This window comes from Candidatus Desulfofervidus auxilii (assembly GCF_001577525.1).
Lineage (GTDB): Bacteria > Desulfobacterota > Desulfofervidia > Desulfofervidales > Desulfofervidaceae > Desulfofervidus > Desulfofervidus auxilii.
On sequence record NZ_CP013015.1, the window covers coordinates 2,458,100 to 2,484,378 of the forward strand.

Annotated in this window: 35 protein-coding genes and 1 tRNA gene; 15 read left to right on the top strand and 21 right to left on the bottom strand. The window is 36.0% G+C overall.

What is annotated here, in order from left to right:
* The first annotated feature begins 37 nt into the window (after positions 1 to 37).
* The 12 genes from HS1_RS12225 (at position 38) to gspG (ending at position 6,786) form a co-directional block, all read left to right on the top strand.
* Positions 38 to 406, top strand: a complete 369-nt coding sequence (locus HS1_RS12225; protein WP_066066038.1) for a response regulator — start codon at positions 38 to 40, stop codon at positions 404 to 406.
* Positions 403 to 1,449 carry a deoxyguanosinetriphosphate triphosphohydrolase gene (locus HS1_RS12230; protein WP_066066042.1) on the top strand — a complete coding sequence of 349 codons (1,047 nt, stop codon included), beginning with the start codon at positions 403 to 405 and terminating at the stop codon, positions 1,447 to 1,449. The genes HS1_RS12225 and HS1_RS12230 overlap by 4 nt, the downstream gene beginning before the upstream one ends.
* A gap of 38 nt (positions 1,450 to 1,487) precedes the next feature.
* A complete protein-coding gene (locus HS1_RS12235; protein WP_156469479.1) occupies positions 1,488 to 2,012 on the top strand; it encodes a hypothetical protein in 525 nt (174 codons plus the stop codon).
* A gap of 81 nt (positions 2,013 to 2,093) precedes the next feature.
* Positions 2,094 to 2,447 (top strand): hypothetical protein, encoded by a 354-nt coding sequence (locus tag HS1_RS12240; RefSeq protein ID WP_066066047.1) that lies wholly within the window; start codon positions 2,094 to 2,096, stop codon positions 2,445 to 2,447.
* 70 nt (positions 2,448 to 2,517) lie between these two features.
* Positions 2,518 to 2,850 (top strand): hypothetical protein, encoded by a 333-nt coding sequence (locus tag HS1_RS14125; RefSeq protein WP_066066050.1) that lies wholly within the window; start codon positions 2,518 to 2,520, stop codon positions 2,848 to 2,850.
* Between the two features lie 40 nt (positions 2,851 to 2,890).
* On the top strand, positions 2,891 to 3,103 hold the full coding sequence (locus HS1_RS12250) for a DUF2281 domain-containing protein (protein WP_066066054.1): 213 nt from the start codon (positions 2,891 to 2,893) through the stop codon (positions 3,101 to 3,103).
* Positions 3,103 to 3,480 carry a type II toxin-antitoxin system VapC family toxin gene (locus HS1_RS12255; RefSeq protein WP_066066058.1) on the top strand — a complete coding sequence of 126 codons (378 nt, stop codon included), beginning with the start codon at positions 3,103 to 3,105 and terminating at the stop codon, positions 3,478 to 3,480. The genes HS1_RS12250 and HS1_RS12255 overlap by 1 nt, the downstream gene beginning before the upstream one ends.
* A gap of 318 nt (positions 3,481 to 3,798) precedes the next feature.
* Positions 3,799 to 3,996, top strand: a complete 198-nt coding sequence (locus tag HS1_RS12260; protein ID WP_066066061.1) for a hypothetical protein — start codon at positions 3,799 to 3,801, stop codon at positions 3,994 to 3,996.
* Complete coding sequence (locus HS1_RS12265; protein WP_066066064.1) at positions 3,989 to 4,237, top strand: type II toxin-antitoxin system RelE family toxin; 249 nt, start codon at positions 3,989 to 3,991, stop codon at positions 4,235 to 4,237. The genes HS1_RS12260 and HS1_RS12265 overlap by 8 nt, the downstream gene beginning before the upstream one ends.
* A 260-nt stretch (positions 4,238 to 4,497) precedes the next feature.
* A complete protein-coding gene (locus HS1_RS12270) occupies positions 4,498 to 5,223 on the top strand; it encodes a hypothetical protein (RefSeq protein WP_156469480.1) in 726 nt (241 codons plus the stop codon).
* Between the two features lie 154 nt (positions 5,224 to 5,377).
* Positions 5,378 to 6,055: a hypothetical protein gene (locus HS1_RS12275; RefSeq protein WP_066066071.1), complete on the top strand. Its 678-nt coding sequence runs from the start codon at positions 5,378 to 5,380 to the stop codon at positions 6,053 to 6,055.
* A 317-nt stretch (positions 6,056 to 6,372) separates the two neighbouring features.
* Positions 6,373 to 6,786, top strand: coding sequence for a type II secretion system major pseudopilin GspG (gene gspG, locus HS1_RS12285; protein WP_066066078.1), 414 nt, complete (start codon positions 6,373 to 6,375; stop codon positions 6,784 to 6,786).
* A 7-nt stretch (positions 6,787 to 6,793) separates the two neighbouring features.
* On the opposite strand, the gene HS1_RS12290 is transcribed toward gspG, so the two are convergent.
* From HS1_RS12290 to mnmG, 5 genes are read right to left on the bottom strand one after another with little or no spacing between them, the layout of a single operon-like run.
* Positions 6,794 to 7,468: an endonuclease III domain-containing protein gene (locus tag HS1_RS12290; RefSeq protein ID WP_066066080.1), complete on the bottom strand. Its 675-nt coding sequence runs from the start codon at positions 7,466 to 7,468 to the stop codon at positions 6,794 to 6,796.
* Positions 7,447 to 8,601: a 1-deoxy-D-xylulose-5-phosphate reductoisomerase gene (gene dxr / locus HS1_RS12295; protein ID WP_066066082.1), complete on the bottom strand. Its 1,155-nt coding sequence runs from the start codon at positions 8,599 to 8,601 to the stop codon at positions 7,447 to 7,449. The genes HS1_RS12290 and dxr overlap by 22 nt, the downstream gene beginning before the upstream one ends.
* Positions 8,598 to 9,395, bottom strand: coding sequence for a phosphatidate cytidylyltransferase (locus HS1_RS12300; protein WP_066066085.1), 798 nt, complete (start codon positions 9,393 to 9,395; stop codon positions 8,598 to 8,600). The genes dxr and HS1_RS12300 overlap by 4 nt, the downstream gene beginning before the upstream one ends.
* A 46-nt stretch (positions 9,396 to 9,441) precedes the next feature.
* Complete coding sequence (locus HS1_RS12305) at positions 9,442 to 10,203, bottom strand: prepilin peptidase (RefSeq protein WP_066066088.1); 762 nt, start codon at positions 10,201 to 10,203, stop codon at positions 9,442 to 9,444.
* 2 nt (positions 10,204 to 10,205) lie between these two features.
* Positions 10,206 to 12,083, bottom strand: coding sequence for a tRNA uridine-5-carboxymethylaminomethyl(34) synthesis enzyme MnmG (gene mnmG / locus HS1_RS12310; protein WP_066066090.1), 1,878 nt, complete (start codon positions 12,081 to 12,083; stop codon positions 10,206 to 10,208).
* 221 nt (positions 12,084 to 12,304) lie between these two features.
* On the opposite strand from mnmG, the gene HS1_RS12315 reads away from it, so the two are divergent.
* The 3 genes from HS1_RS12315 to HS1_RS12325 are packed head-to-tail and all read left to right on the top strand — an operon-like array spanning position 12,305 to position 15,628.
* Positions 12,305 to 13,756: a sensor histidine kinase gene (locus HS1_RS12315; protein WP_066066093.1), complete on the top strand. Its 1,452-nt coding sequence runs from the start codon at positions 12,305 to 12,307 to the stop codon at positions 13,754 to 13,756.
* Positions 13,696 to 14,256, top strand: coding sequence for a tetratricopeptide repeat protein (locus tag HS1_RS12320; protein ID WP_066066096.1), 561 nt, complete (start codon positions 13,696 to 13,698; stop codon positions 14,254 to 14,256). Before HS1_RS12315 ends, HS1_RS12320 begins: the two co-directional genes overlap by 61 nt.
* 16 nt (positions 14,257 to 14,272) lie before the next feature.
* Positions 14,273 to 15,628 carry a sigma-54-dependent transcriptional regulator gene (locus tag HS1_RS12325; RefSeq protein WP_066066098.1) on the top strand — a complete coding sequence of 452 codons (1,356 nt, stop codon included), beginning with the start codon at positions 14,273 to 14,275 and terminating at the stop codon, positions 15,626 to 15,628.
* A 6-nt stretch (positions 15,629 to 15,634) separates the two neighbouring features.
* Here HS1_RS12325 and HS1_RS12330 read toward each other — a convergent pair.
* The 16 genes from HS1_RS12330 to HS1_RS12405 all read right to left on the bottom strand — a co-directional run bounded on the left by HS1_RS12330 (position 15,635) and on the right by HS1_RS12405 (position 26,034).
* Positions 15,635 to 15,722: transfer RNA gene (locus tag HS1_RS12330), tRNA-Leu, on the bottom strand.
* Positions 15,723 to 15,727: 5 nt separating this feature from the next.
* On the bottom strand, positions 15,728 to 16,078 hold the full coding sequence (gene secG / locus HS1_RS12335) for a preprotein translocase subunit SecG (protein ID WP_082757830.1): 351 nt from the start codon (positions 16,076 to 16,078) through the stop codon (positions 15,728 to 15,730).
* Position 16,079: 1 nt separating this feature from the next.
* Positions 16,080 to 16,829 carry a triose-phosphate isomerase gene (tpiA, locus tag HS1_RS12340; RefSeq protein WP_066066101.1) on the bottom strand — a complete coding sequence of 250 codons (750 nt, stop codon included), beginning with the start codon at positions 16,827 to 16,829 and terminating at the stop codon, positions 16,080 to 16,082.
* Positions 16,822 to 18,024 carry a phosphoglycerate kinase gene (locus HS1_RS12345; protein WP_066066105.1) on the bottom strand — a complete coding sequence of 401 codons (1,203 nt, stop codon included), beginning with the start codon at positions 18,022 to 18,024 and terminating at the stop codon, positions 16,822 to 16,824. The genes tpiA and HS1_RS12345 overlap by 8 nt, the downstream gene beginning before the upstream one ends.
* An 11-nt stretch (positions 18,025 to 18,035) precedes the next feature.
* Positions 18,036 to 19,049: a type I glyceraldehyde-3-phosphate dehydrogenase gene (gap, locus tag HS1_RS12350; RefSeq protein ID WP_066066110.1), complete on the bottom strand. Its 1,014-nt coding sequence runs from the start codon at positions 19,047 to 19,049 to the stop codon at positions 18,036 to 18,038.
* Positions 19,027 to 19,503 carry a ribosomal protein S18-alanine N-acetyltransferase gene (rimI, locus tag HS1_RS12355; protein ID WP_066066113.1) on the bottom strand — a complete coding sequence of 159 codons (477 nt, stop codon included), beginning with the start codon at positions 19,501 to 19,503 and terminating at the stop codon, positions 19,027 to 19,029. Before rimI ends, gap begins: the two co-directional genes overlap by 23 nt.
* 2 nt (positions 19,504 to 19,505) lie before the next feature.
* Complete coding sequence (locus tag HS1_RS12360) at positions 19,506 to 19,895, bottom strand: PTS sugar transporter subunit IIA (RefSeq protein ID WP_066066116.1); 390 nt, start codon at positions 19,893 to 19,895, stop codon at positions 19,506 to 19,508.
* A 1-nt stretch (position 19,896) separates the two neighbouring features.
* The gene (rapZ, locus tag HS1_RS12365) at positions 19,897 to 20,766 is read right to left on the bottom strand and encodes an RNase adapter RapZ (protein ID WP_066066119.1); all 870 of its coding nucleotides are present in this window, start codon (positions 20,764 to 20,766) and stop codon (positions 19,897 to 19,899) included.
* An 89-nt stretch (positions 20,767 to 20,855) separates the two neighbouring features.
* Positions 20,856 to 21,371, bottom strand: a complete 516-nt coding sequence (hpf, locus tag HS1_RS12370) for a ribosome hibernation-promoting factor, HPF/YfiA family (protein WP_066066122.1) — start codon at positions 21,369 to 21,371, stop codon at positions 20,856 to 20,858.
* A gap of 10 nt (positions 21,372 to 21,381) precedes the next feature.
* The gene (gene rpoN, locus HS1_RS12375; RefSeq protein ID WP_066066125.1) at positions 21,382 to 22,770 is read right to left on the bottom strand and encodes an RNA polymerase factor sigma-54; all 1,389 of its coding nucleotides are present in this window, start codon (positions 22,768 to 22,770) and stop codon (positions 21,382 to 21,384) included.
* An 11-nt stretch (positions 22,771 to 22,781) separates the two neighbouring features.
* Complete coding sequence (lptB, locus tag HS1_RS12380) at positions 22,782 to 23,507, bottom strand: LPS export ABC transporter ATP-binding protein (protein ID WP_066066128.1); 726 nt, start codon at positions 23,505 to 23,507, stop codon at positions 22,782 to 22,784.
* 2 nt (positions 23,508 to 23,509) lie between these two features.
* The gene (locus HS1_RS12385; RefSeq protein ID WP_066066131.1) at positions 23,510 to 24,001 is read right to left on the bottom strand and encodes an LptA/OstA family protein; all 492 of its coding nucleotides are present in this window, start codon (positions 23,999 to 24,001) and stop codon (positions 23,510 to 23,512) included.
* A complete protein-coding gene (gene lptC, locus HS1_RS12390; RefSeq protein ID WP_156469481.1) occupies positions 23,991 to 24,536 on the bottom strand; it encodes an LPS export ABC transporter periplasmic protein LptC in 546 nt (181 codons plus the stop codon). The genes HS1_RS12385 and lptC overlap by 11 nt, the downstream gene beginning before the upstream one ends.
* 236 nt (positions 24,537 to 24,772) lie before the next feature.
* Positions 24,773 to 25,063, bottom strand: coding sequence for a hypothetical protein (locus HS1_RS12395; RefSeq protein ID WP_066066136.1), 291 nt, complete (start codon positions 25,061 to 25,063; stop codon positions 24,773 to 24,775).
* A 71-nt stretch (positions 25,064 to 25,134) separates the two neighbouring features.
* Positions 25,135 to 25,827 carry a HEPN domain-containing protein gene (locus HS1_RS12400; RefSeq protein WP_066066139.1) on the bottom strand — a complete coding sequence of 231 codons (693 nt, stop codon included), beginning with the start codon at positions 25,825 to 25,827 and terminating at the stop codon, positions 25,135 to 25,137.
* A gap of 3 nt (positions 25,828 to 25,830) precedes the next feature.
* Complete coding sequence (locus HS1_RS12405) at positions 25,831 to 26,034, bottom strand: hypothetical protein (protein ID WP_066066142.1); 204 nt, start codon at positions 26,032 to 26,034, stop codon at positions 25,831 to 25,833.
* Positions 26,035 to 26,279 lie beyond the last annotated feature (245 nt).

Sequence of the window (26,279 nt, forward strand, 5' to 3'; positions counted from 1 at the left end):
ACAAAATTTTATTAGAATTTTAACAAGGAGGGGAATAATGCCCAAAGTTTTGGTTGTAGATGACGAAGAGCATATTAGAATGCTCTATGAGGAGGAATTAAAATCAGAGGGGTACGAAGTAGTAACTGTAGCTACAGGACGAGGAATATTGGATTTGATAGAAAAAGAAAAACCCGATATTATCATTCTAGATATCAAAATGGTAGATTGTAATGGCCTGGATGTATTACAACAAGTGCGCAATAAATATTACAATCTTCCGGTAATTCTTTCTACTGCTTACGAAACTTATAAAAGTGACATTAAGTCTATGGCTGCTGATGCTTATGTAGTAAAGTCCTTTGATTTAACCGAACTTAAAAAGAAGATAAAGCAGTGTCTTGAGGCCAAAACCTTAGAAAAATGATTAAGACTTGCCTCCGGGAGGAGCTAGAGAGAAAGGAAAAAAGTTTCCTTTCTCTCTATGCTACTTTAAGTGCTGAAACCAAAGGGCGATTGCGAGCAGAGCCTGAATGTCCCTTACGCATGTCTTTTCAAAGGGACCGAGACAGAATTATTCATTCTAAAGCTTTTAGGAGACTCAAGCATAAAACTCAGGTTTTTCTTTCTCCTACAGGTGACCATTATCGCACTCGCTTGACTCATACTTTAGAAGTAGCCCAGATTGCCCGAACTATTGCCCGTGCATTAGCTCTAAATGAAGACCTGACTGAAGCCATTGCCTTGGGTCATGATTTAGGACATACTCCCTTTGGTCATGCAGGAGAAGAAGTTCTTAATGAGATTGTTTCAGGAGGATTTGCCCATAATGAACAAAGTCTTAGGACAGTTGATATATTAGAAAAAAACGGGCAAGGGTTAAATCTTACTTATGAAGTAAGGGATGGCATCTTGAAGCATTCAAAGGGACGTGGTGAAATCATTCCTACCAAAGAGGAAAATAAGGCTTCTACCTTAGAAGGTCAAATAGTGAGGGTAGCTGATATAATTGCCTATATCAGTCATGATGTAGAAGATGCTATAAGAGGAGGGGTTATAAAAGAAGAGGATATTCCAGAAAAATGTAAAAAGAAGTTGGGGATTACACACTCATCTCGTATAAATACTATGGTTTCTAATCTAGTTGTGGAAACAATGAAACATAACATGTGTCTTACTCTTTCAGAAGATATTTTAAATACTATGGAAATATTGAGAGAGTTCTTATTTGAATGTGTATATTTTAATCCATTAGTGCAAAAAGACTTCCAAAAGGCAAAGAGAATCGTAGCTGAACTTTATTTTAAGTTTCTGGAAGACGAAACTCTTTTTCTTCAAGAGACAGGTTTTACCTCATTTTATGATACAAAAGAACGGATGGTATGTGATTTCATTGCTGGGATGACAGATAGATACGCCCTTAATCTTTATCAGCGTCTTTTCTTACCCAAACGTTGGATGGTAATTTAATAGTGACAAGTCCTGCATTCTTTGTTATATTTCCATTTATGAAAAAATTTATTTTTTCATTAGTATTGTTTTTCTCCCTTTGTTTCCCTATTTGGGGAGAAAACATAGATATAATCTATCAAAATAATCTTTTCAGTGAAGATAGGAGTTTTCACTTACCAGAATCACAGGATACAAAAAACTCTGCCCATGGAGAAAAAAGTCAAGCCGATATTGAAAGAAAAATTAATCTTTTGGGAGTGATAATTATTGGTAATATCAAGAAAGCAATTGTGCGTTTAAGTCCATCATTTATGACCACCAGGGAAAGGGGTAAAAATATCCTTACTGTTGAAGTGGGAGATAAAATAGACAATTTTTTGATAAAAGAAATAGGAGATGGAAATCTCACTTTGGCACAAGGAGGGAGAGTTTATACTATTCCTTTAACGAAAACACCGGTAAAGCCATTACCTATCAAAAAAATACATAAATTATCAACTCCACTCTCAAAAAAATCTGAAAAGAAAACAAGGGAAATTCAAAAACTTATAAAAGAAAGAATGAGAAAAATTAAAAGATAAAAACAAAGGGGAGCAGGACAAACTGACCGCAACCATATACAAACATCGGAAATTCTTCGCCAAAAATTGTGAGGTGATAGAATGGTAGAAGAATATTCAGATGAAAAACTGGAAGAAATCCTTGATAGGGTCTATGAATGGGGCGTTGAGTTTTCCAGAAGCAAGTATTTTGAAGAATTGACTGAGGAACAGAAACAGGAGTCAGAATTTGTGGTCATGTCTTTTACAGAATACATGTATTCCTACCACGGATTATCTCCTGAAGAATGGGATGAAGACGGACTTAAAGAATGCTGTTTATACACACTACCAAGAAAGGTTACTGCAGATGAATCTTATTTTGAGTCCATAGCACCAGTGTTATCCGTATTCTTTGCTTTTCTAAGCGAAAAGAACTTGTTGAAAAACGCCTCAAAGCTTATAAAAAGGTTATAAAAAAATTGATAAGCAGATTGTAAGAAGTGCAAGAGATCCAAGAAATTGGGAGATAGCAAAATCAATTGCCATGGCTGCAAAGGATGCGGGAGTTGATATAACCAATGAGAAAGAGATGCGGAAATTCATAGCGCTTTATAACATGCAACAACTTGCAAAGTTAGAAAGAGATAAAAGTAAAACCTCCCAAACCAAATCTAAAGAAGAAATGATCCTTGCCCCTGCGGTAGCGGTAAGAAGTATAAGAAATGCTGTGGTCGATGATATAGTCATAAATTCTAAAATCAGGCTCGGAACATCCGATAACAGAGCATATCCGACTTCGCTAACGCTCCATCCAAATTCCTCGCTTCGCTTGGAACTTCAGATACGCTCGGACCGTCAGGCGACATCCTTTAAATAGGAAAAGACAGATGAAATAGCAAGGAGGTGAAAATAAAATCATGTATGAGAAGGAAATCAAGCTGAAAATAAGGGAACTTCCTGAGGATTTAAGGAGAGAGGTTTTAGATTATATAGAGTTCTTGCTGAGGAAATACAAGAGTGGAGAAATCGAGGCAAGAAAATTTAAGTTTGACTGGGAAGGTGGGTTATCAGAGATACGAGAGAAATTTTCTTCTGTTGAGTTGCAACATAAAGCTCTGGAGTGGAGATAATGTTTTTAGTGGATACAAATGTATTTTTGGAGATCCTCCTCAAGCGGGATAAGAAAGAAGATTGCAAGAAGTTCTTGGATAATAGTATTGGGAATCTCAATATAACAGATTTTTCCTTACACTCCATTGGTGTAATCCTTTTCAGATATGGCAAAGAGGAGGTTTTTCGGAAATTTGTTGAAGATATTATGCCCAACATCAAACCCCTTTCATTACCAATGGAACTGTATAGAGAAGTTGTAAACGTCAGAAAAAGCCTGAATTTAGATTTTGATGACGCTTATCAGTATAGCGTGGCTAAATATTATGGATTGAAAGTTGTTACAATGGACAGGGATTTTGAGAGGATAAAGGATTTAAAGATTCTATTTTTATAAGACGTCGCCTAACAGGAGGATATGTGGCTTCGCCTTCGGCTGCGCCCAAATTTGCTCCGCTCACGCTCCGCAAATTTCACATATCCCCGAAACGTCAGAGTGTGTAAAAAGTCAAAAAGTCTAATTAAGGGTCGCAAAAAGTGGGAGAAAGAGGTAAAATACTGATAGAAAGTGGTTTAGTAAACCCAATTTGTAATCAAATAATGTGGAATAATGGAAAGGTAAAATTTTAAAAATACTTGTCACACAATCTGACGTCAGGCGAAATTTCTTAATAATTGTAATCAAATTTATTATTAGTAGAAGGAGGCGGTAACAATGGAAATGAAAGTGAAGGATTTAACGGTTGGAGAATTGAAGTCTTTGATATCAGATACAATCAAAGAAAGTCTTGAAGATTTAGTTGAGGATATAGTGGCACTTTCAAGTGAGGAGTATCTACGCTCAATTGAAGAAGCGAGAACTGATTATAAAAAGGGTAGAATAAAATATCTTGAGGAAATCTCTGATGTATAGGGTAATATTCACCCAAAGAGCACTGAAAGACTGGAAAAACCTTGATAAAGAGACCCAAGATAGAATTGCTATGAAACTAAAGGAATTTGCTAAAGAACCTTTTAGATATGCTAGAAAATTGATACACCCTAAAATAGGAACCTACAGATTCAGAATAGGTGATTATAGGGTCATATTTGATATTGATGATGATAACATAGTGATATTAAGAATTGGTCACAGAAAGAGCATTTACAAGTGATAAAAACTTCGCCTAACAGAGCGTATCTGGCTTCGGCTATCGCTTACGCCAAAATTCCCCTCTGGAGAACTTCAGATACCCTCAGAACGTCAGGCTGTGTAAAAAGTCAAAAATCTGATTAAAGGTCGCAAAAAGTGGGAGAAAGAGCTAAAATACTGATAAAAAGTGGTTTAGTAAACCCAATTTGTAATCAAATAATGTGGAATAGTGGAAAAATAAAAATTCAAAGTTAGTTATCACACAATCTGGCGTTAGATGAAATGGCAGCTCGAATTAGAGAAGGAATAAATATGGGATGTAAGAGTTCAACTCAAAAAGAGATAAAATCGAAAATCAATGAAGTTAAGTTTCATCCTGATAATTTGGTAGAAACTGGGATGATTCAATACTTTTATCATTCTCCATCTTCAAAATTACCTATTCGCGATGTTTTAAATGAACTAAAGCAAGGTCATAAAACAGAACCTCACATTGAGATTGGTGCTGAGAATTTTTTAAATCCTTGTTATCAACCTAACATTAAAAAATTTGCCCATAGTAAAGATAAGTATCTATTTCTAATAACAACTTGTAGAAATAAAGAGATAAACGAAGTATTTGGTAAAAATAAGACGAACCAATTTATTGTTGGCTATATTATCAAAAATAGAATTCTTAAGATAGATGAAAAACGATATTGCATAAAGGGACAAACATTTATTTATTCCTTTCATGACTCTATTTCAGTTAAAGACCTATTTGGTAAAAATTTTGCTCAAAGTGAGAATAAAGGAAAGAATTTATCATTAATGCGTGATGTTTTTATAGACAATCAAAAAACAAGTGACATATTGATACATTTCAAAAATAGAACAAATATTTTAAAGAAGTGCATAAAAGAGATTATAGAATTAGATCAAAGGAACCCAAATGATAAAAAAACGTGTAGAGTATTGAGAGGATTGGAATGCGACTTCAAGGAAGAATGTATGAGATGGAAAGTTTAATAAAAATGCTGCCACTTCTGATAACACAGCATATACGCTACGGGCTTACGCCCTTGCCCTTTGGGACATTGCTCCCTTCAGTCGCAACGTCGTATATGCTGGGACCGTTATCTGAAATCGTGGACTTCGAGTAAAGAAGTATAAGGTGAAAAGCATGACGGATATTATATTGACTCTGATAGGTTCCGTGATTGGTGGCATATTAGCATCTTTAATAGCGATCTTTATTTGGGAGTGGTATAGACGGCCAAAATTGGCTATTGAAATTCCTGATAAAATACTAGGGAAAGAACCTGCAATTCAGCAATTAAATCAAATTTCTAGAGCATTTTATCATTTAAGGGTTATAAATATGGGGAAGACCCCTGTTTATAATTGTAGGATAACAATAAGATTTAAGGAAATTAATACTGGGAAACAATTATTTGAAGTAAATGGAAAATGGGATAGAGGGCCACAGCCCCTATTGTACGCACCTGTTCCTAAACGAATACTACCCAATGGAGAGATTGAAACAGTTATCGCTGAATTTCCACATGATTTTCTAGTGCCGTTTGCAGAGGTGATAGATCTTCATCCCAAGATGCCAGAGAGTTTCTGTGTTATCGTTAAGTCTGAGAATGAAGAAGAATGTTATGGATTTAGCTCATGGAGTTATCTTAAGGGTAGAAGTCATAAAGTAGATGAATGGAAATTGAATATTGGTAAGTACATTATGGAAATTGAACTAACTTATTCAGGTAAAAAGTTTCATGATAAGTTTCTTCTGATAAATCCCTCTAGAAATATTAAAGATGTAGAAATAAGGAGGTATGATGCTAATAAAAAATAACCCTTCGTCCCCGGCTCTCCGCTTCGGTGCTATCACACTCGGACAACAGGCGGGTATCTGGCTACGCCCAAATCCCGCAAAGCGGGACTTCACATACCCCCAACCCGTCAGCTTGTGTGAAAACCCTTTAAAAAATAATAAAATATTGATATTATTTTGGCAAGAAAAAAATGATAAGAGGGAAAAAAGTTATCACGGATTTTGGGTCGTCTAAATCTATTCAGCTAAGGACTTAAAAATGAGGAAATTCCCAATAGTCTTGTCTTGCTGTCTTTGATGTTTTATTATGCATATAAAATTTATAGTGGGAGGTTTTGATGAAGAAGAAAGAACGGGGTTTTACTCTTATTGAACTTCTTATTGTTATGATTATTCTTGGATTATTAGCAGCTTTAGTGGGCCCTCGTTTATTCAAAAAGGTAGGAAAGGCAAAACAACAGGCTGCCAAGACACAAATAGAGTTATTGGGTTCGGCTTTAGATACATTTAGACTGGATGTAGGAAGGTATCCTACTACAGAAGAGGGTTTAGAAGTCCTTATTAAAGACCCAGGTATAGATAAATGGGATGGGCCCTATTTGAAAAAGAATAAAATACCTCTTGACCCTTGGGGACGTCCTTATGAATATAAATGTCCAGGAGAACATAGTGAATACGACCTTTATTCTTTAGGGGCTGATGGTCAAATAGGAGGAGAAGGAGAAAATAGAGATATAGTCAGTTGGGAGTAGAAATTTATTAGATGCCTTTTAATACACATTTTTCACATAGTGGTTTGGGGCGGCAGTAATTTTTTCCTAAACACACAAAGAGGGCATGATATTCATTAAATAGCTGTATATCTAGGGGTAAATGCTTCATAAAAAAACTACGGATTTCTTCATAGTCTGCTTCTTCAAAGATGAGATGATGACGACATAGGACTCTTTTTGTATAAGTATCTACCACAAATGTTGGTTTATTACCTGCATATAATAATATACTATCTGCTGTTTCTGGACCAATGCCTGTCACTTTAAGGAGTTTTTGTCTAAGGTTTTCTGTTTCTTCGGCAAACATTTTTGTTAAATCTCCATTATATTCATCAAATAGAAAACAAAGGAAACTTTTTAGCCTTTTGGCCTTGACATTGAAAAAACCAGCAGGACGGATTAATTCAACTAAATAGGGATAGGGCAAATCATAAAGCGCCTTAGGGGTTAATAAATTAGCCTTTTTAAGATTGGCAATGGCTTTTTCCACATTTCTCCAGGCAGTATTTTGAGTTAAAATGGCACCTACAGCTATTTCAAAAGGGCCTTCCCCAGGCCACCAATGTTGAGGTCCGAATTTATGGTAAAGAATCCTATAAATCTCTAACAATTTCTCTCCAATAGGGCTAAAATGCTCTTTTAGGTGTATTTCTTTATCCATTCTTTAGCCTTTTCTCGGGTTTGCCTGTCAATAGTAAATATTGTTTCTAAATCCACTTCCTTAATAGGGGTATGTAACTTCATAATATTTTCAATTAACAGTGGTATATCTGTAAATTTTATCTGTTTTTTTAAAAAAGCCTTTATAGCTACCTCATTAGCTGCATTAAGCACCACAGGCATACTTCCACCTATTTTGGCACTTTCAAAGGCCAGGGTTAAACAGGGAAATCTTTTAAAATCAGGAGGGAAAAAGGTAAGAGGCATTTTAGTCAAGTCTAAAGGTTTAAGAGGAAAGGATAGCCTTTGGGGATAATTTAGGGCATAGGAAATAGCCAATCGCATATCCGCTGGCCCTAAATGCGCTAACATTACCCCATCTTCTAATTCAATGAGAGAATGGACAATACTTTGGGGATGAATAAGTATTTTTATCTTATCTAACCCTACCTCAAACAGCCACATGGCCTCAATTATCTCCAGACCTTTATTCATTAAAGTAGCGGAATCAACGCTTATTTTGGCGCCCATAGCCCAGCGGGGGTGTTTGATGGCCTGTTCAGGGGTAACATTAGATAAATCAGAGGGGTCTGTTTCCCAAAATGGCCCTCCAGAAGCGGTTAAGATGATACGTTTTAAGTAATTTTTATTTTCTTCACAAAGAAGCTGAAAAATGGCACTATGTTCACTATCTACTGGGAGTATCTGATTTTTCTTCTTAATGGCCTTTTTAATCAAGCTTCCTCCAGTAACTAGGGCCTCCTTATTAGCCAAGGCCACGGTCTTATTAGCTTCTAAGGCTGCTAAAGTAGGTCTTAAACCACTGATGCCTAACATGGCTACTAAGACAATGTCTGCTTTAGGATAACTGGCACATATCTCATACCCTTCTGGACCATAAAGTATTTTGAGATTATTAAGGGCAGTTAAACCTTCTTTTAATATCTGGGCATTTTTTTTATCTAGGACACAGGCTATTTCTGGTTTAAATTTTATAATTTGTTGTTTTAATAAGCTCACATTTTGACCGGCCCCTAGGGCAACTACCTTAAAGCGGTCTTTAAAGTGATTGACTACTTCTAAGGTCTGCTTGCCAATAGAACCGGTAGAACCTAAGATAGATAGATATTTCATTTAAGCCACCATTGCCAACAATAATAACTCAGGGGTAAAGCAAATAACACCCCATCAATTCTATCCAGGATGCCACCATGTCCTGGTAAGAGTCCTCCGCTGTCTTTAACCCCGGCTTGACGTTTAAGTGCAGATTCGAAAAAATCACCTATTTGGGAGACTATTGCCAAGGCGAGACTCAAACCTAATATTTTAAAAAATCCAACAGGTAACCAGATGGCTGAGACTCCACCTAAAATTAAGGCACTGAGGCTTCCCCCTATTAAACCCTCCCAAGATTTTTTAGGGCTTACTGCAGGATAGAGCTTGTGTTTACCCAACTTACGGCCTGTATAAAATGCCCCGGTATCTACAGCAAAAGTCATAAAAAGTGTCCAAAGTAATAAAATACGGCCTTGGGGTAGGGTAGTAAAAGAAAGGGCATGTCCTAGAAAAACATTGGGATAAAATAGACCCAAACTCATTGCAGGTAAAAAAGAGGTAAGCTTTGGTTGATGACCATAGGCCCAAATAAAATAGAGGGCCAAAAAGAAAAAAGCCAGAGTTATTCCTAATAAAGGATAGTGAGCGGCAAATCCTATAAGAATTAAAAGATTAAGAAATGCCTGAAAAATGTTTAAACTAGTTAAATTATGCAAATCCCACAGTCTTCCAAATTCCAAACAGCCTAATATGCCTATCAAAAAAGCAAATAGGCAAAATATAAAAAAAGGTGCTTTAAGGACAATCCAAATAACAACTGGTAAGGCAACAATAGCAGTTAAAATACGTTTTTTATGAGTTTGATTTTTCATTTTCTTTAGAGTTTAATTACACATAAACCTTGGATTAGGCAAGGTGTTAGTAAAAGAGAAATAAATTTATAGACCCAGGGAAAAAAATTACCCAAATGGCACCTAGGGCTAAAAAAGGGCCAAAAGGAATGGGGAAATTACGGTCTTTTCCTTGGAACAATATCCATAAAATGCCAATTATACTTCCCATCACAGAGGCACTAAAAAGGACAAAGGGTATGGCCCTCCAACCTAAAAAAGCACCAATCATGGCTAAAAGTTTTATATCTCCTCCTCCCATGCCCTCCTTTTTTCTAATAAAGTAATATCCATAAGCTACTATAAATAGAAATCCCCCACCCAACAGAGCACCACAAACGCTATCTTTAAAGGACAAATAGGGTAAGCAGAAACTGGCCATAAGACCACCAAAGATACCCGGGACAGAAATCACATCCGGGATAATTTGCCACTTTAAGTCAATAAAGGAGATAACAATCAGGGCATAAATAAAAAAAAGGTATATTATGCCTGTGAGCGAAAAACCATAATCAAAATAGATAAAAAAAGTAAAAAGGCCAGTTATAAACTCTACTAAGGGATATTGCCCAGAAATGGGTTTTTGGCAATAGCGGCATTTCCCTTTAAGGAGAGCAAAACTTAACAAAGGGATGTTGTCATACCATTTAATAGGGGTATGACAGTGAGGACAATGGGAGCCAGGAGAAATGATAGATTTTTTTTCAGGTAATCGGTAAATACAGACATTTAAAAAACTGCCTACTACTGTGCCTAATAAAAAAGCCAGGATACTAAGAGCAATTTCCATAATCAGGCCGCTTTTTTGATTTTATGAAGATATACTTGTAAGAGGGTAATGGCTGCTGGAGTTACCCCGGGGACCCGGGCAGCCTGTCCTAAAGAAGCAGGCCGCAATCTGGATAACTTTTCTTTTATTTCGTTGGATAGACCAGGGATGGAATAATAATCTGTCTCTGGAGGTAACTTCATGTTCTCCCACTTTTTGAACTTGGCTACCTGCTCAGCTTGGCGTTTGATATAACCTTCGTATTTCACTTGAAAACTCACTTCTTCTATCACCGCCTGAGATAGGTTTTTAAACTCTTCATTAAATATAAAAAGTTTACTAAACTCTACTTCAGGTCGCCTCAAGATGTCTTTTAATCGCACCGGATTTTTAATGGGAGTAGTGCCTATTTTTTTCAAGACCTTGTTTATATGGGCCGTAGGATTTAATTTGATTTCTTCAAGTAATTTTAATGTTTTTTCAATGGCTTTTTTCTTCTCTAAAAACTTTTGGTAAGTTCCCTCGTCTATCAAACCCAATTCATATCCCAAGGGCATAAGACGTAAATCGGCATTATCCTCTCTCAATAACAACCGATATTCCGCCCTAGAAGTAAACATTCGATAAGGTTCATTTGTGCCCTTAGTAATGAGGTCATCTATCAGCACCCCAATATAAGCCTGAGAACGGTCTAAAATAAGGGGGTCTTCACCTCGGATATATTTAACTGCATTGATACCAGCCATTATACCTTGTGCTGCTGCCTCTTCATAACCCGAAGTTCCATTAATCTGACCTGCAAAAAATAAGCCTTTAATTAACTTGGTTTCAAGGGAGGGTTTTAATTGAGTAGGATTAGCAAAGTCATATTCAATGGCATAGCCAGGACGGACAATTTCTACCTTTTCCAGTCCTTTAATGCTTCTTAACATTTTTAGCTGAACATCTATGGGCAAACTAGTAAATGTTCCGTTTGGATAAACTTCGGTGGTATTTAGTCCCTCGGGTTCTAAAAATATTTGATGCCTTTCCTTTTCAGGGAACTTTATGATTTTCTCTTCAATAGAAGGGCAATATCTAGGTGACTTTCCAGAAACTTTACCTGAGATAAGAGGAGCATATTTTATATTTTTTCGGATTATTTCATGAGTCTCAGAGTTAGTATAAGTAAGATAACAAGGGATTTGCGGGCGGTCTATTTTTTCTGTAGAAAATGAAAATGGATGAGGGGGTTCGTCTCCATATTGAGGTTCTAATTTACTAAAATCAATGGTTTTTCCATCTAACCTAGGGCAAGTGCATGTATTAAAACGGATAATTTCAAATCCAAGCCTTTTTAGACATATAGATAATTTGTTAGAAGGAAGGTCTCCCATTCTTCCCCCAGGAAAATTATTAAGACCTATATGAATTAATCCTTTAAGAAATGTCCCTGGGGTGAGTATTACAGTTTTTCCTAGAAATATTTCAGAAGTACTGGTTTTTATCCCCTTAACCTCTTTATTTTCTGTTATAATTTCATCCACTATTGCTTGTTTTATAAATAAATTTGGTTGTTTTTCCAAAACAAACTTCATTTGTAAACGATAAAGTTCTCTATCTGCCTGAGCCCTAGATGACCACACCGCCGGTCCTTTTTGAGTATTTAAACGTCTAAATTGAATGCCAGTAGCATCAATATTTTTGGCCATTTCTCCCCCTAACGCATCTATTTCCTTTACCAGATGCCCTTTGGCCAATCCCCCAATAGCTGGATTACAAGACATATGAGCAATCCTATCTACATTAGTCGTGATTAAGAGTACAGCACAACCCATGCGTGCAGCCGCTAACGCCGCTTCACACCCAGCATGCCCTGCTCCAACTACAATAACATCAAACATTTCTGGATAAATAAGCATAACCTAATTTTAAACTTTTTAGTCTAGGTGTCAATGAAGTTTAGGTTTTCCCAGTATATAGTCCTTCTCCTTGATGTAAAGAAAAGGGTTTATACCATTTTTTTCTGCTGAAAGGCTAGGATTTATCTGCAAAAAAGGCTACTTTTTCAACAGCCTGACAAGATTTGCCCCCTTATTGACCATTCAAACATGTCAAGGTAATATTGGTTAAGCCTTATCCAATGAAAGTAACAATTTTTAAAAGACTTGTTATTAGTTATTTGGTAATTATTTTGTTGATTATTTTTCTGGGGGTTTATACTACTTTGAGACTAAATCGGCTTAATCAGATTATCAATTATATAATTTCTGTAGATACCGCTACAGTAAAAGTTGTAGGAGAACTGACTGATACAATATTTACACAGGTAGGATATGAAGAAAAATATTTAATTTCCAAAGACCAGGATTTCTATCAGCGTTTTTGGGAAATCGGAGATTATGTTAAAAAAAATATAAAGAAACTAGAAGAAATATCTGATACAGTTGAAAAGAAAAATCTGATTAAGAAAATTAAAAAAGCACACGAGTCTTATATTTCATTATTTGAAAAAAAGGTTTTTTCTGCTGTGCAAAATACAAGTGATAAAGCTTATAGGGAATATAAGCAAAAAAAACAAAACATAATTAATGAAATAAGCCAAAATTTGAGAGAAATAGCTGAGATAGCTAAATTGGATAGGGACAAAAAAATGGAGATGGCTAGCGCTATAAGTCTCCAGGTTATTAAAGTAACAACAATTACAGCCGGTATTGCTATAATGATGGTAGTTTTGATTTCGTTTTTAAATACAAGAAATATAAACCGTCCTATTCTTCTTTTGCAGGAAAAAACAAAGCAAGTAGCTAAAGGCAAATTTGGCCCACCTGTGTATATTTCATCTCCGCCTGAAATTAAGGAATTGGCAAATGCATTTAATACTATGTGTGAACGACTAAAAGAATTGGATGAGATGAAAATAGATTTTATCAGCCATTTGTCTCATGAGTTGCGGACTCCATTGACAGCTATAAAGGAAGCTTCTAGTATGCTACTTGAAGGTGTTTTTACAGATATGCCGGAAAAACAATATGAGCTTTTCTCAATTATAAAAGAAGAGTGTGAAAGATTGATAAACGGAGTCAATAGAATTCTTGATCTTTCTCGTATGGAAGCAGGGATGATGAGTTACAAGTTCAGAACCTTTAGTCTCTTTCCAATCATTGAAAAAAGTACTTTAAAGTTGACACCTCTTGCTCAAAGAAAAAAAATTAAGATTGAAATGAATATAGAGGATAATCTTCCTTTAGTGAGAATAGATGAAGAAAGAATAACTCAAGTAATAGAAAACTTATTAAGTAATGCAATAAAATTTACAGCAGATGGAGGTAAAATTTCCATCTCTGCAAACAAGAATGAGGGTAATATGATAACAGTATCTGTGACAGATACCGGTTGTGGCATTCCCCAGGAAGAACTAGAGAAGGTTTTTGAGAAATTTAAACGAATAGAGAGCGGATGGGTGGCGGTAAGAGGGACAGGACTTGGTCTTTCTATCGCTAAACACATCATAACCGCTCATGGGGGGCAAATATGGGTGGAAAGCGAACCAGGAAAGGGAAGCACCTTTTATTTTACTTTACCTGTATCATAATAGTGTCTTTCCTTTTTGGTGAAGGATGTATTCCTCAAAAAAGGTATCAAGATAAACAACAAGAACAAATACAACAGTCATTAATGCAGGCAAAAAATCTTATGAAAAAGGGAAATTATAAAGTTGCACTAAAAAAGTACCAAGAAATAGCAAAATTATTTCCTCAGATAGAGGATAAAGCACTCTATGAGATAGGATTGATTTATGCACATCCTAAAAACCCAGATAAAAATTTTGAGGAGTCTTTAAAGTATTTTCAAAAACTTGTAAGAGAATTCCCTAAAAGCAATTTAAGAAATCAGGCCGAGGTATGGATTCTTATTTTGCAAGGCATTAAAGAAAAAGAAAAGGCAATTAAGGCACTAAAAGAAAAAATTTCTGTTTTACAGAAAGAAAATAAGATAAAAAGTAAAAAAATAAATGACTTGGAAAAACAGATAGAAAAATTAAAGGAAATAGATTTAACTATTGAAGAAAAAAAGAGAGAATCTCTACCTTAATGGTTGAGGTTAAAAAATGGATAAAATATTAGTAGTAGATGATGATTTAAATATTCTTAGAGTTTTAAAAATGAGGTTAGAAGCAGAAGGCTATTTGGTTACCACTGTAGCTGAAGCCCATGAGGCAATAGAGATTGGAAAAGAAGAAGATTTTGATTTAGCAATAGTTGACCTTAAGCTTACCAAACAGAATGGAATTGAACTTATGGAAGATCTGCGTCAAATCAATTCAGAGATGCCTGTAATTATTCTTACTGCCTATGGCACGATTGAAAGTGCTGTAGAGGCTATGAGAAAAGGAGCTTATAGTTACTTGACTAAGCCTTTTGAACATCGTGAACTTCTTTTACAGATAAAAAATGGGATTGAAAAGTACCGACTTTCAAAAGAAGTAAAAAGACTTAGAGGTATTGTAAGAGAAAGATATAAGTTTGAAAATATCATCGGTGAAAGCGAAAAGATGAAAAAAGTGCTGGAGTTAGTATCACGGGCAGCAGAAACAGATTCTAATGTTTATATTCAAGGAGAAAGTGGGACAGGAAAGGAATTGATTGCTAAGGCATTACATTTAGCAAGTACAAGAAAAAATGGGCCATTTGTGGCTATAAACTGTGCAACTATCCCTGAGACATTATTAGAAAGTGAGTTATTTGGTTTTAAAAAAGGGGCATTTACAGGTGCTTTTTACACCAAAAAAGGACTTTTTGCTCAAGCTGACGGTGGTTCTATCCTCTTGGATGAAATATCAGAAATTCCTTTATCAATGCAGGCAAAATTGTTACGAGTGATAGAAGAAAAGGAATTTTATCCCATAGGTTCAGAAAAAACCACAAAGGTAAATGTAAGGATAATAGCTGCTTCAAACAAAGACCTTGAAAAAGAAGTGAAGAAAGGTAATTTTCGCAATGACCTTTTCTATCGTATTCATGTCATTCCTTTCAAGTTACCTCCTTTAAGGGAAAGGAAAGAAGACATCCCTCTTTTAGCAGATTACTTCTTAAGAAAATTTTCAAAGAAGATGAAAAAGGAAATAAAGGGTTTTTCACCAGATGCACTCAAAAAAATGATGCTTTATTCCTGGCCGGGCAATGTTAGAGAGTTAGAAAATGTTATAGAATGTGCAGTGGCTATGTCCACACAGGATATAATTAGTGGAGATTTGATCTTCCCAACACAGGCAATAAAAGAAAGTATTTTGAAACCACTAAAAAAAGCAAAAGTTGAATTTGAAAAGAGATATATTATTCAACTTATGGAACTTACACAAGGAAATGTGACACAAGCAGCTAAGTTAGCTGGAAAATATAGGGCAGACCTTTATAAACTTTTAGAAAAATATAACATAAATCCAGAAAATTTTAGGAAAAAGTAGCATTTTTGGTGCCGAAGGCGGGACTCGAACCCGCACGGACTCAACGTCCACTGCCCCCTCAAGACAGCGTGTCTGCCAATTCCACCACTTCGGCCTTAATTATTTTTTATCTGATTTATTTTTCTCCGTCAAGCCCTTTGGTAATGGACTTTGCTTGGTATTTTGGGGTATTTGTTTTTCAGTAGTAGTTACAGGTGCTTTTTTTATTTCCGTTTCCACTTTCTTATGGGATGCCATATATGTCAATGAAATGGAAGTCAGAAAGAAAAGGATTGCTAAGACAGTAGTAACTTTATTCAATAAATTTAGGGAACCCCCAGGGCCAAACAGAGTCTGACTGGCTCCTCCAAAGGCTGCTCCCATCTCTGCCCCCCGGCCCCTTTGTAGTAAAATGATAAAGATTAAGGCTAAACAAATTATTACATGTAAAATAACTATAAAAGTGAACATTTTACGTTACTCCATAATTCATTATTTTAACAAAGGTCTCAGCCTTCAAGCTGGCTCCCCCTACTAAAGCTCCATCAATATCCTCTTCTTGCATCAATTCATCAATATTTTCAGGCTTCACACTTCCTCCATAAAGAATTCTTATTTTTTCAGAATTTTCTCTCCCCCATTTTTCTTCCACCAAATGCCGAAGGTATTTATGGACTTCCTGGGCCTGGGCAGGAGAGGCTGTCTTTCCTGTCCCAATGGCCCATACAGGTTCATAGGCAATCACTATTTTTTGTATTTCTTGAATATTTCCTAAACCTCCTATTAATTGTTTTTTCACTATTTCAAATGTTTCCCCTTTTTCTCTTTCCTCCAATCTTTCTCCTACACATAAAATAGGTTTAAGTCCTTCTTCCAAAACGCTATTTACCTTTTTAGTGACTGTTTTATCTACTTCTCCAAAATATTGACGTCTTTCAGAATGCCCAATAATTACATATTCACAGCCTACATCTTTAAGCATTAGCGGAGAAATTTCTCCGGTGTAAGCACCTTCTCTTTCCCAAAATACATTTTGGGCGGCTAATTTTAATGCTGTGCCCTTTATACAAGATGCTACTGAATAAAGGGCAGTAAAAGGAGGGGCTACTGCCACTTCTCTATCTTTGGGCAAATGCGGCAAAAGGGCTTTAACCAAGGCCAATGCCTCAGGTATGGTTTTATACATTTTCCAGTTACCGGCAATGAGAGGTGTTCTACTCATGTTTAATCCTTTTAGCACACTCTTCTAAAGCTGCCACACCAGGAAGGGTTTTTCCTTCCAATAGTTCCACAAATGCCCCACCTCCTGTAGAGATGTATGAAAATCTATCAGCAGCTCCAGCTTTATAAATAGCTACATCTGTATCCCCTCCACCAACAATTGTCAAGGCATAAGTATCAGCAATATTACTTACCATAGCCATTGTTCCACGACTAAAGGCATCCATCTCAAATGCCCCCATAGGACCATTCCAAATAATTGTCCTGGCATTTTGCAAGGCCTCCTTAAATAAGGCAGTAGTAGCTGGCCCAATATCCAAAATATACCACTTAGGAGGCACTTCCTGAACAGGCACAATTTTTGTCTCAGCATGAGGTTCCATTGCTTCAGCTACTACACAATCTACTGGAAGGTATAATTTAACACTATTATGTTTGGCCTTTTTTGCTAATTTTTTAGCTGTATCTAAAAGCTCATTTTCTACAAATGAGTTTCCTACATTATATCCGAATGCTTTTAAGAAGGTATTGGCCATAGCCCCACCAATAATAAGTTTATCTACTCTGTTTAGCAAATTTTCTAAGGCGATTAATTTAGAAGAGACCTTACTCCCTCCAATTACTGCTACCAAAGGGCGAGCCGGAGCTTCCAAGGCCCGATGGAAATAAGTCAATTCATCCTTTAAAAGAAAACCAGCAGCACATGTTTTAGTATACTTAGGCACTCCTACTACAGAGGCATGAGCCCGGTGACAAACAGCAAAGGCATCGTTTATATAAATATCGGTTAAGTTAGCTAGTTCCCTAGCAAATTCAGGGTCGTTGGCTGTTTCTCCAGGATGGAAACGGAGATTTTCCAAAAAAATTATATCACCTGGTTTCATTTCTTCCGCCATTTTTTCAACTTCATCTCCCACACAATCAGGGGCTAAAGTCACCTCCTTATGCAATAGTCGACGCAAACGCCTCACTACTGGTGCAAGACTCATTTCAGGCACTCTTTTGCCCTTGGGGCGATCTAGGTGAGAAGCCAGAATAATCATCGCATCTTCATCCAAGGCGTAGTTTATGGTAGGTAAAATCCGCCTAATACGAGTATCATCAGTGATATTGAGATTTTTATCTAAAGGAACATTACAATCTACCCGAATAAAAAGCCGTTTTTTAGCAATATCAATTTCATTGATATAAAGCATGCGAACCTCCTTTACATTCTCTCTGCCACATACATAGCTAAATCCATCATCCTATAAGCAAATCCAGCTTCATTGTCATACCAGGCAAATACTTTAACTAAATTTTCATCAATAACGTTGGTCAAAAGACCATCTACCACCGCAGAATGAGGATTGCCTATATAATCTACTGAAACTAAAGGTTCTTCGCTATAGGCCAAAATTCCCTTTAATCTTCCTTCAGCTGCTTTTTTGAATACCTCATTTACTTGTTCTTTGCTCACATTTGCCTCTAACTCCGCTACTAAGTCTACAATAGACTCATTGGGTGTAGGCACCCGGATGGCTATTCCATCTAATTTTCCTTCCAATTCAGGAATCACTTTGGTAACGGCAATCGCTGCTCCTGTAGTGGTAGGCACCATAGAAACAGCGGCTGCTCTGGCCCGACGAAAATCCTTTTTATGAGAACCATCTAATAAACGCTGATCCATGGTATAGGAATGAACAGTGGTCATTAATCCCCTCTTTATTTTAAAATTATCGTGTAACACCTTTACCACTGGGGCAAGACAGTTAGTAGTGCAAGAGGCATTAGAAATAATATGATGATTTTTAGGGTCATAGCATTCTTCATTCACTCCCATAACTATAGTTACATCCACTCCCTTACCAGGTGCACTAATAATCACCTTTTTAGCCCCGGCTTTTATATGTTTTAAACAACTCTCTTTGTCCCTAAATTTTCCAGTTGTTTCCATCACAATGTCTACGCCCAACTCTCCCCAAGGTATCTTGGATAAATCATCGGTGATGCGAAGCATTTTTATTTCTTTGCCATCTACTATTATATTATCTCCATTCACAGCCACTTCTCCTGGAAACTTCCCATGGACAGAGTCATATTTAAGTAAATGGGCATACATTTCTGTGCTAGCCCTAGCATTAACGGCTACCACGTCTACGTCCATTTTTTGGTTATGAATAACTCTCAATAAATACCTCCCAATCCGTCCAAAACCATTAATACCTATTTTTACTCCCATTTTTGACCTCCTTTATTTTTAATTCCATGATAATGGCATCTTCACCAGTATCAAAATAATAATGTCGCCGTCTGCCTATCTCTTTAAACCCAAACTTTTTATAAAAAGAAATCGCCTTTAAGTTAGATGGCCTTACTTCTAGCCGCACCCATTCTACCCCTTTCTTTAGGGCCAAACTGATGGCATTATTCAATAACAGACTACCTATCCCTCTTCCCTGAAATTCTGGTTTAACCGCAATATTTAAAATATGCATTTCATCCCATATAAGCCAGAAACAAATAAAACCAGCTATTTCCTTTGTAGAAATATTCTTTGCTATCCATAGATAGCTATAATAGTGTTTTAATTCTTCATAAAAAGATACCTTGCTCCATGGCCTAGAAAAACAGCTTTTCTCTATTTCATAAATGGTCTCTATATCTCTTTCATTGGCTGGGAATACCAGCCACATTATTAACCCAATTCCTCACTTCCTTGCACAATGGAAGTTATAGCCTTTTTTTTGACATATGTAGCTAAGGTCTTCAAATCATCATCCTGCTTGTTTATGGCGCTAAGAAACATAGGCAGATTTACTCCAGTAACCACTTCTATTTTTCCTGGCTCTAAGAAAGAAAAACTTAAATTAGAAGGAGTTCCTCCAAACATATCTGTCAAAATTAATACACCATCCCCTTCATCTACCTCTTGGAGAGCTTTAGTTATCGCCCTGCGTAACGCCTCAGGGGGTTCATCCGTTATACTCACTGCCTTAATATTCTTCAAGTTACCACTAATAAAGTGAGCTGCTTCTATCAATGCCTTTCCTAAATTACAATGGGTTACCAAAACAATTCCTACCATTTTACTTCCTTTCAATGTCTCTATGTAATAAAGAAATGTAGAATTCTTTATTAAACTCCTGTTTTAATGTCTCTATTAATTTCTCTGCCACAAACACAGAACGATGTTTTCCTCCTGTACATCCAATAGCGATATTAAGGTAATGTTTTCCTTCTTGTTTATAAAGAGGCATAAGAAATCTGAGTAAGTCTAGCAATTTCTCCATAAATATTTTTAGCTCTTTACTCTTTTCCATAAATATTTTTACTTGATTATGGCGTCCATTTAATTCTTTTAATTCAGAAACAAAATAAGGATTAGGTAAGAATCTTACGTCAAAGACCAGATCTGCTTCTAAGGGAATCCCAAATTTAAAGCTAAAAGAAATTACATGGATATTTATATGCCTTAACGCATTTTGAGCATATCTAGCCTCTATCCATCTTTTTAAATCGTGCACATTGAAAAAGGTGGTATCAATAATTTGAGTAGCTGTTTTTCTTATCTCTTCTAAATACACCCTTTCTTCACCAATACTTTCCTTAAGACCTTTTCCTTTTTGAGTAAGCGGGTGTTTTCGCCGTGTTTCTTTGAAACGTCTAATCAAAACTTCATCTTGGGCATCTAGGAATAAAATATCCACATTACTTCCTAGTTGAAAGATATTCTGAAAAATTGGTTCCCCTTGGCTAGTAAACTCTCTTTCCCTGATGTCTATTCCTAACGCAATTTTTTCTGCCTGGCTATTTTGAGCTAATTCCAGAAACTTTGGTAAAAGAGAAGGAGGCAGGTTATCTACACAAAAAAAACCTAGATCTTCAAAGGTTTTTAAAGCGGTGGTCTTCCCTGACCCAGATGTTCCTGTAACCACAATTAATTTAGATAAAGACATTGAATAAAGTTAAGGTAAATTGCCTTTAAACATTATTCACCGTCAAACTATTTACCTTTCCTGTTCAAATTTTGCGGTATTAAACATTATCAAACACTAGCCTCAATCAACTCATAATTTCCGTCTTTCATTTTGTGGAGCACACATACAGCATTGGTCTCTGTATTTAAAAACACCAAAATATCTTCATTAGAAAGCTGTAACTGATTTAAAGCCTCTTCCACATCCATGGGTTTTGGGTGAAAACGGTCGGTATTAATAATTTTTGGAGCTATTTCTTCACTTTCTTCGCCGAGAGAGGAACCTGATTCGGCTATCTTCCTTGCTCGTTTGTCTTTAAGTTTGCTAATCTGCCTTTCAATTTTGTCTACTACGGTATCAATAGCGGCATATATATCCTCAGCTTCTTCTTTACCATAAAGTTTTTCCCCATCCACCCATAAACTCAATTCAGAAATATGTCTAAACTTTTCTACTGCTACTACTAAATTTGCTTCTAAATTGTTGGTTTTTAAAAATCTTTCTAAACGTTTTATTTTTTTCTCAGCATAGTTTTTAATACTCTCTGAAGAACTAATATTCCGAAAGGTCACCGAAATTTGCATAACTGCCTCCTTAAAGTAAACATTTTCTTTGATTAGATGGTAAAATGCCAATAGCCTCCCTATATTTAGCTACTGTCCGTCGTGCGATATTAATACCTTCTTTTCTTAAAAAACTTGCGATCTTTTGGTCACTATACGGTTTTGAAGGATCTTCTGAGGCAATGATTTCTCTAATTTTTGCCTTTATACTTTCTGCAGCTAATACGTCACCAGAAACAGCACTAATTCCAGAATTAAAGAAAAACTTTAACTCAAAAAGACCATGAGGAGTTTGGACATATTTATTGGTAGTAACTCTACTTACTGTAGATTCATGCAATCCGAGAGCTCTAGCTACATCTTTCAAAACTAAAGGACGTAGATACCCAACACCTTTTTCTAGAAAAGGCCTCTGAAATTCAAAAATGCTTGTGGCTACTCTGTATAGTGTTCTTTGGCGTTGATAAAGGCTTTTTATCAACCAAGTGGCAGACTTGAGCTTCTCATGAATAAATTCTCTGGCCTTTAAAGGGAGGTCATTTTGATTCATTAGCTTCACATAATAGTTGTTAATACGCAAATTAGGAAATCCTTCTTCGTTTAAGGCAATCACAAAATTATCTTCTACGCGGTAAACATAAAGGTCTGGGATTATATAGATCACTGTTTCATCACTATACTGTCTACCTGGCTTGGGCTCTAATTGTAGAATAATTTCAACGGCCTCTCTTATTTTCTCTATAGGGACTTTGAGGTGATTGGCAATACCTTTTAAATCCTTCTTTTCCAAAAAATGAAGATAATCAGTTATTATGGTTTTTACTAAAGGATTTTTGACCTTAAAATATTTCAGTTGTAATAATAAACACTCCTTTAAATCTCTAGCGGCTATCCCTGGAGGGTCAAATTCCTGAATTTTTTGTAATACTCTCTCTACTTCCTGGAGGTCAACCTTAGTTTGATTGGCAATTTCTTCTAAAGGATTTACCAAATAGCCATCTCCATTAAGGTTGCCTATAATAAATTGGGCAATTTGTTTTTCCTTTTGAGTCATCTCTGCGAATCGCAATTGCCATAGGAGATGCTCATCAAGAGAGGAAGACTTAACACTGATATTTTCCAAAAAGGTATCTTCATGCTCTTCTCTCTCTTGCAATCCTCTTTCTTTTAAATATGAATCTTGGGCATACTGTTCCCAAAAATACCTTAAAAATTCTTCTTTCTCTTCCTCTTCTTCCTTTTTACCCTCGGATTCTATTGTTTGGAAACTGTCATCTTCTAAAACAGGATTAGTCTCTATTTCATTTTTAATGGTATTTAGCAACTCTAATCGAGATAATTGTAAGAGCTTAATGGCCTGTTGCAATTGAGGTGTGATTATTAACTGTTGAGAAAGGTGAAGTTGTTGTTTAAGTTCCATAAAAACCTCTTTTAAAGAGTAAAATCTGCTCCCAAATAAAACTCTTTTGCTAAAGCACTATTTGCAATTTCAAGTGGAGTCCCAGCTTCTAATATTTTACCTTTATTTAAAATATATGCCCGGTCGCAAATTCTTAATGTCTCTCTAACATTATGGTCAGAAATAAGAATGCCTATATTTTGACTTTTAAGGCGACAAACGATTTCTTTAATTTCACTAACCGCAATAGGGTCAATACCAGCAAATGGTTCATCCAAAATCATAAAAATAGGTGAGGTAACCAGTGCTCTCGTGATCTCCAAACGTCTTCTTTCACCCCCTGAAAGGGTAGAAGCCCGGTTTTTGGCTAGTGGCTCAAGGCAGAGCTCTTTTAATAAACTTTGTAGTTTTTCCTTCATTTGTTCAGGTGAGATACCCAATGTTTCTAAAATAGCCAGAATGTTTTCCTCAACACTCATTTTGCGAAACACAGAGGCCTCTTGCGGGAGATAATTTAGCCCTTTTCTGGCTCTAATATACATAGGCTGGGAAGTAATATCTTCATCATCCAAATAAACCTTTCCTTTCTCTGGATTAATAATACCAATAATCATATAAAAAGTAGTAGTCTTTCCCGCACCATTAGGTCCTAATAGGCCTACAATTTCTCCTGATTGAACCGAAAGAGATAGATTATCAACTATTCTTTTTCCATGATATGTCTTGGTCAAATTGTTTACTCTTAAAACATGCTTCATGTTCATTGTTGAAAAGTTCTGGGGTAAATTGTTGCTTTTACAGGTGTTCCTTTTATTACCATTTTCTTTTCTTTTAATAAAATAGTGATTTCTTCTCCTAAAATCAAGTTTTTTAGGTCTTCTATTCGGGCATTTCCAGTAAGAATTATTTTTTCTTCTGGGAAGCGGTAAAAAACAGCTTTTTCTCCTAATGCCTTTCTATCCTCTTGTATTATAACCACATGTCCCTCCGCTTCCACCCGCTCAACTACTTTACCAAAATCTTTCTGAGAATTGGATTTTTGGGATTTTGTATAAAAAACCTTCATCAAGTCTGCATAAAGTTTTACACCATTTTGGCTGGCTTTCACATTACCTTTAAAAACCACTAAATTTTGATTTTGAAAGGCCTCCATAGTATCTGCTTGAATATACAATGGTTTAACTTCTGCCCAACAGAAGGTAGAAGTAATAATTATCAATCCTAAAATAATTTTAACCAGTTTAGCTATCATTTGAAGTAATAAATGTCGTCTTTACTTTTTGACATAAAACAAACTTATTTTCTTTTATAAAATACTGCATCCCTTTAGCTATGACTAAGATATTATTTCCTTTAATCTTTACTGGAGCATCAGTAAAAAGAAGATTTTGGTGGTTTTTATAATCAAGATGAGAGGTAATAAACACATACCCATCTTTCTGCCAGATGCGGACATTACCTTCTAATTTTATATCCTTGGTATTTAAATCTATTTCACCTTGATCCGCAGTGAGATAAATAGGTGAATTATTTTCTGAAAAAAAAGTAGTTTTTATAGTTTTTAAAATTACCTTTTGTCCTTGGGGCATGTTCACTTGTTCAGCGACTAATTCCCAAGATTTGGCGCCATTTTTAACCTCAGTGTAACAAACCTTCTTCAGGTGAGAAAAGGAACTCAATCTTAAATGAGGGGAGTTAGGTCTTCGTGTATATATGTAAATTCCTATTATCACTACTAAATTTATTACTAAACCTATGGTTAAAAAACACCAAAATTTGCTTTTCATTGATTTTAATATACCATTAAGAAGAAAAGATGTAAAGCAAAAATAATGCCCAAAATCCGTGATTGCTCTAAAAGAAAACCGTAAGTGTGTCTGTCCCCGCCTGCCTGTCGGCAGACACGGCCGTCGGGCAGGCCCGCCTGCCGTCGGGCAGGGAACAGGCAGGTGTGGTAAAATAAGGTAATTTTTAAAAAAGCAGCCCACTTGTGCCAGTTCTATGGGAAATGATCTAGTTCCCTCTATTGCTGTGCCCAGAAAATAGATCCTGATGCTACCATCAATAAAAAAGCGAAAAAGTTTTTGTCCCTGGAGATTAGGGGTGTATGGCGGTAAAGGTTTTTGAGGTCTGGTTTTGGTGTTTCAGCAAAGGCAGTTATAGTATTTGCTTCTGCGTCTACTAAAATATCTTCTATTTCCTCTTGATCTGGCCTTTGTAAATCCTCTACTGCCCCACCTGTGGCTGGCAAAATTTTGAGCCCCTTCCCTAAGAAGTCTAAAATAGGTGTGATCTGAATAAGTGGATTAGCCATAGCTTTAATTTAACGTTTGTGTCCCATCTAACAATATCTGCCTTGGATATTAAAAAGTGTTTACCTAAAAACTATAAACATCTCTTGACATAATCAGTTAGTTCGTTTTTGTAGATGTATCGATCAAAATTTCCGTTGAAAAGATTAACCCAACGTCTGCAAAGGTCAAAGCATTCCCAAGAATCTGGTAACAATATAAGCTGAGTAGTTTCTGAAATGCCTCTGTGTGCTATTTCATTTCTCGCCTTAGCAATTTGAAGGAGACCTTCCCACCATGTATTTGCTTTAAAATTTGACTTATAATCCACAGGAAAATGTCCTGGCTCAAATTTATCAATGTGAATGCCAATAAAATCTGTGTAATTCTTCTTTATTTCTTTAAGGTCTCGGAAACGTATCATCTTCAATATGGCTTCTTTTATACCTTGAGGACAATTCTTCATACGAAATGATAGGTACTCTTTGAATTTATTAACTAAATAAACCTCAAGAGCCGTGTATGAAGCCAATACTATTTGACAGGCAATAGACCGAAGTCGAGGTTCACGTTTTAAGTCTTCGATTTCTTTTTGCGAATATGAATCTCTGAATATAACAAAACTGCTTATTTTTCCTTTTGTAAGTAAATCTTTTATAAGGTTCTTTGCAAAATCAGTTCCTCTCCGCAATTGTACTAGCTCTATTGTAAAAATATCAGCTGCTCTTATGATTTCTAAAATGCCTTTTTCTAATTCATTAAATTTATCTATTGCCTTATAATTCATGGCCTAAAACCTATTTAAATTATATAGACATACCATCTCCCTTGCATGCTCTATTGCTGCCTTACCACCCCCTAGCATCCTTGCAATCTCATCTATCCTCTCATCTCCCTCTAGCACCTTTACCCTTGTAACTGTCCTTTTATCCCTTATCTCCTTTTTAACAAAAAAGTGCCTGTCTGCAAGGGCTGCAACCTGCCCCAGTCTCACCTGTGATTATGTTTAGGTGAGGGCAAAGTTAAATAAAAATGAGTGATTTTTCAATGAGCCTTGTTAAAAGTTGATGCCACATAACATACATGCTAAGATAGCCTCAAGTAAAATATAAGTAAAATAAAAAATAACATAGCAATCGGCCAGATTTGGGAGTATATCCGAAATAGTAAGATATGAATGAGTTATCTGCTCATTGTTGTGGGCAGGAAAGGAGGTGAATAAAAAATAATAGAACCGTC

Coding starts and splice junctions, on each gene's coding strand:
- HS1_RS12260 (WP_066066061.1), top strand. CDS start 3,799: ATGGAAATGAAAGTGAAGGATTTAACGGTTGGAGAATTGAAGTCTTTG.
- gspG (WP_066066078.1), top strand. CDS start 6,373: ATGAAGAAGAAAGAACGGGGTTTTACTCTTATTGAACTTCTTATTGTT.
- HS1_RS12255 (WP_066066058.1), top strand. CDS start 3,103: ATGTTTTTAGTGGATACAAATGTATTTTTGGAGATCCTCCTCAAGCGG.
- mnmG (WP_066066090.1), bottom strand. CDS start 12,083: ATGCTTATTTATCCAGAAATGTTTGATGTTATTGTAGTTGGAGCAGGG.
- HS1_RS14125 (WP_066066050.1), top strand. CDS start 2,518: ATGGCTGCAAAGGATGCGGGAGTTGATATAACCAATGAGAAAGAGATG.
- HS1_RS12300 (WP_066066085.1), bottom strand. CDS start 9,395: ATGAAAAATCAAACTCATAAAAAACGTATTTTAACTGCTATTGTTGCC.
- gap (WP_066066110.1), bottom strand. CDS start 19,049: ATGGGAGTAAAAATAGGTATTAATGGTTTTGGACGGATTGGGAGGTAT.
- HS1_RS12320 (WP_066066096.1), top strand. CDS start 13,696: ATGGGTGGAAAGCGAACCAGGAAAGGGAAGCACCTTTTATTTTACTTT.
- rapZ (WP_066066119.1), bottom strand. CDS start 20,766: ATGTCTTTATCTAAATTAATTGTGGTTACAGGAACATCTGGGTCAGGG.
- HS1_RS12325 (WP_066066098.1), top strand. CDS start 14,273: ATGGATAAAATATTAGTAGTAGATGATGATTTAAATATTCTTAGAGTT.
- HS1_RS12345 (WP_066066105.1), bottom strand. CDS start 18,024: ATGCTTTATATCAATGAAATTGATATTGCTAAAAAACGGCTTTTTATT.
- HS1_RS12275 (WP_066066071.1), top strand. CDS start 5,378: ATGACGGATATTATATTGACTCTGATAGGTTCCGTGATTGGTGGCATA.
- rimI (WP_066066113.1), bottom strand. CDS start 19,503: ATGTGGCTGGTATTCCCAGCCAATGAAAGAGATATAGAGACCATTTAT.
- HS1_RS12290 (WP_066066080.1), bottom strand. CDS start 7,468: ATGGATAAAGAAATACACCTAAAAGAGCATTTTAGCCCTATTGGAGAG.
- HS1_RS12305 (WP_066066088.1), bottom strand. CDS start 10,203: ATGGAAATTGCTCTTAGTATCCTGGCTTTTTTATTAGGCACAGTAGTA.
- hpf (WP_066066122.1), bottom strand. CDS start 21,371: ATGCAAATTTCGGTGACCTTTCGGAATATTAGTTCTTCAGAGAGTATT.
- HS1_RS12235 (WP_156469479.1), top strand. CDS start 1,488: ATGAAAAAATTTATTTTTTCATTAGTATTGTTTTTCTCCCTTTGTTTC.
- rpoN (WP_066066125.1), bottom strand. CDS start 22,770: ATGGAACTTAAACAACAACTTCACCTTTCTCAACAGTTAATAATCACA.
- HS1_RS12230 (WP_066066042.1), top strand. CDS start 403: ATGATTAAGACTTGCCTCCGGGAGGAGCTAGAGAGAAAGGAAAAAAGT.
- HS1_RS12240 (WP_066066047.1), top strand. CDS start 2,094: ATGGTAGAAGAATATTCAGATGAAAAACTGGAAGAAATCCTTGATAGG.
- HS1_RS12265 (WP_066066064.1), top strand. CDS start 3,989: ATGTATAGGGTAATATTCACCCAAAGAGCACTGAAAGACTGGAAAAAC.
- HS1_RS12385 (WP_066066131.1), bottom strand. CDS start 24,001: ATGATAGCTAAACTGGTTAAAATTATTTTAGGATTGATAATTATTACT.
- lptB (WP_066066128.1), bottom strand. CDS start 23,507: ATGAAGCATGTTTTAAGAGTAAACAATTTGACCAAGACATATCATGGA.
- HS1_RS12400 (WP_066066139.1), bottom strand. CDS start 25,827: ATGAATTATAAGGCAATAGATAAATTTAATGAATTAGAAAAAGGCATT.
- secG (WP_082757830.1), bottom strand. CDS start 16,078: ATGTTCACTTTTATAGTTATTTTACATGTAATAATTTGTTTAGCCTTA.
- HS1_RS12225 (WP_066066038.1), top strand. CDS start 38: ATGCCCAAAGTTTTGGTTGTAGATGACGAAGAGCATATTAGAATGCTC.
- HS1_RS12250 (WP_066066054.1), top strand. CDS start 2,891: ATGTATGAGAAGGAAATCAAGCTGAAAATAAGGGAACTTCCTGAGGAT.
- HS1_RS12360 (WP_066066116.1), bottom strand. CDS start 19,895: ATGGTAGGAATTGTTTTGGTAACCCATTGTAATTTAGGAAAGGCATTG.
- HS1_RS12270 (WP_156469480.1), top strand. CDS start 4,498: ATGGCAGCTCGAATTAGAGAAGGAATAAATATGGGATGTAAGAGTTCA.
- tpiA (WP_066066101.1), bottom strand. CDS start 16,829: ATGAGTAGAACACCTCTCATTGCCGGTAACTGGAAAATGTATAAAACC.
- dxr (WP_066066082.1), bottom strand. CDS start 8,601: ATGAAATATCTATCTATCTTAGGTTCTACCGGTTCTATTGGCAAGCAG.
- lptC (WP_156469481.1), bottom strand. CDS start 24,536: ATGAAAAGCAAATTTTGGTGTTTTTTAACCATAGGTTTAGTAATAAAT.
- HS1_RS12395 (WP_066066136.1), bottom strand. CDS start 25,063: ATGGCTAATCCACTTATTCAGATCACACCTATTTTAGACTTCTTAGGG.
- HS1_RS12315 (WP_066066093.1), top strand. CDS start 12,305: ATGAAAGTAACAATTTTTAAAAGACTTGTTATTAGTTATTTGGTAATT.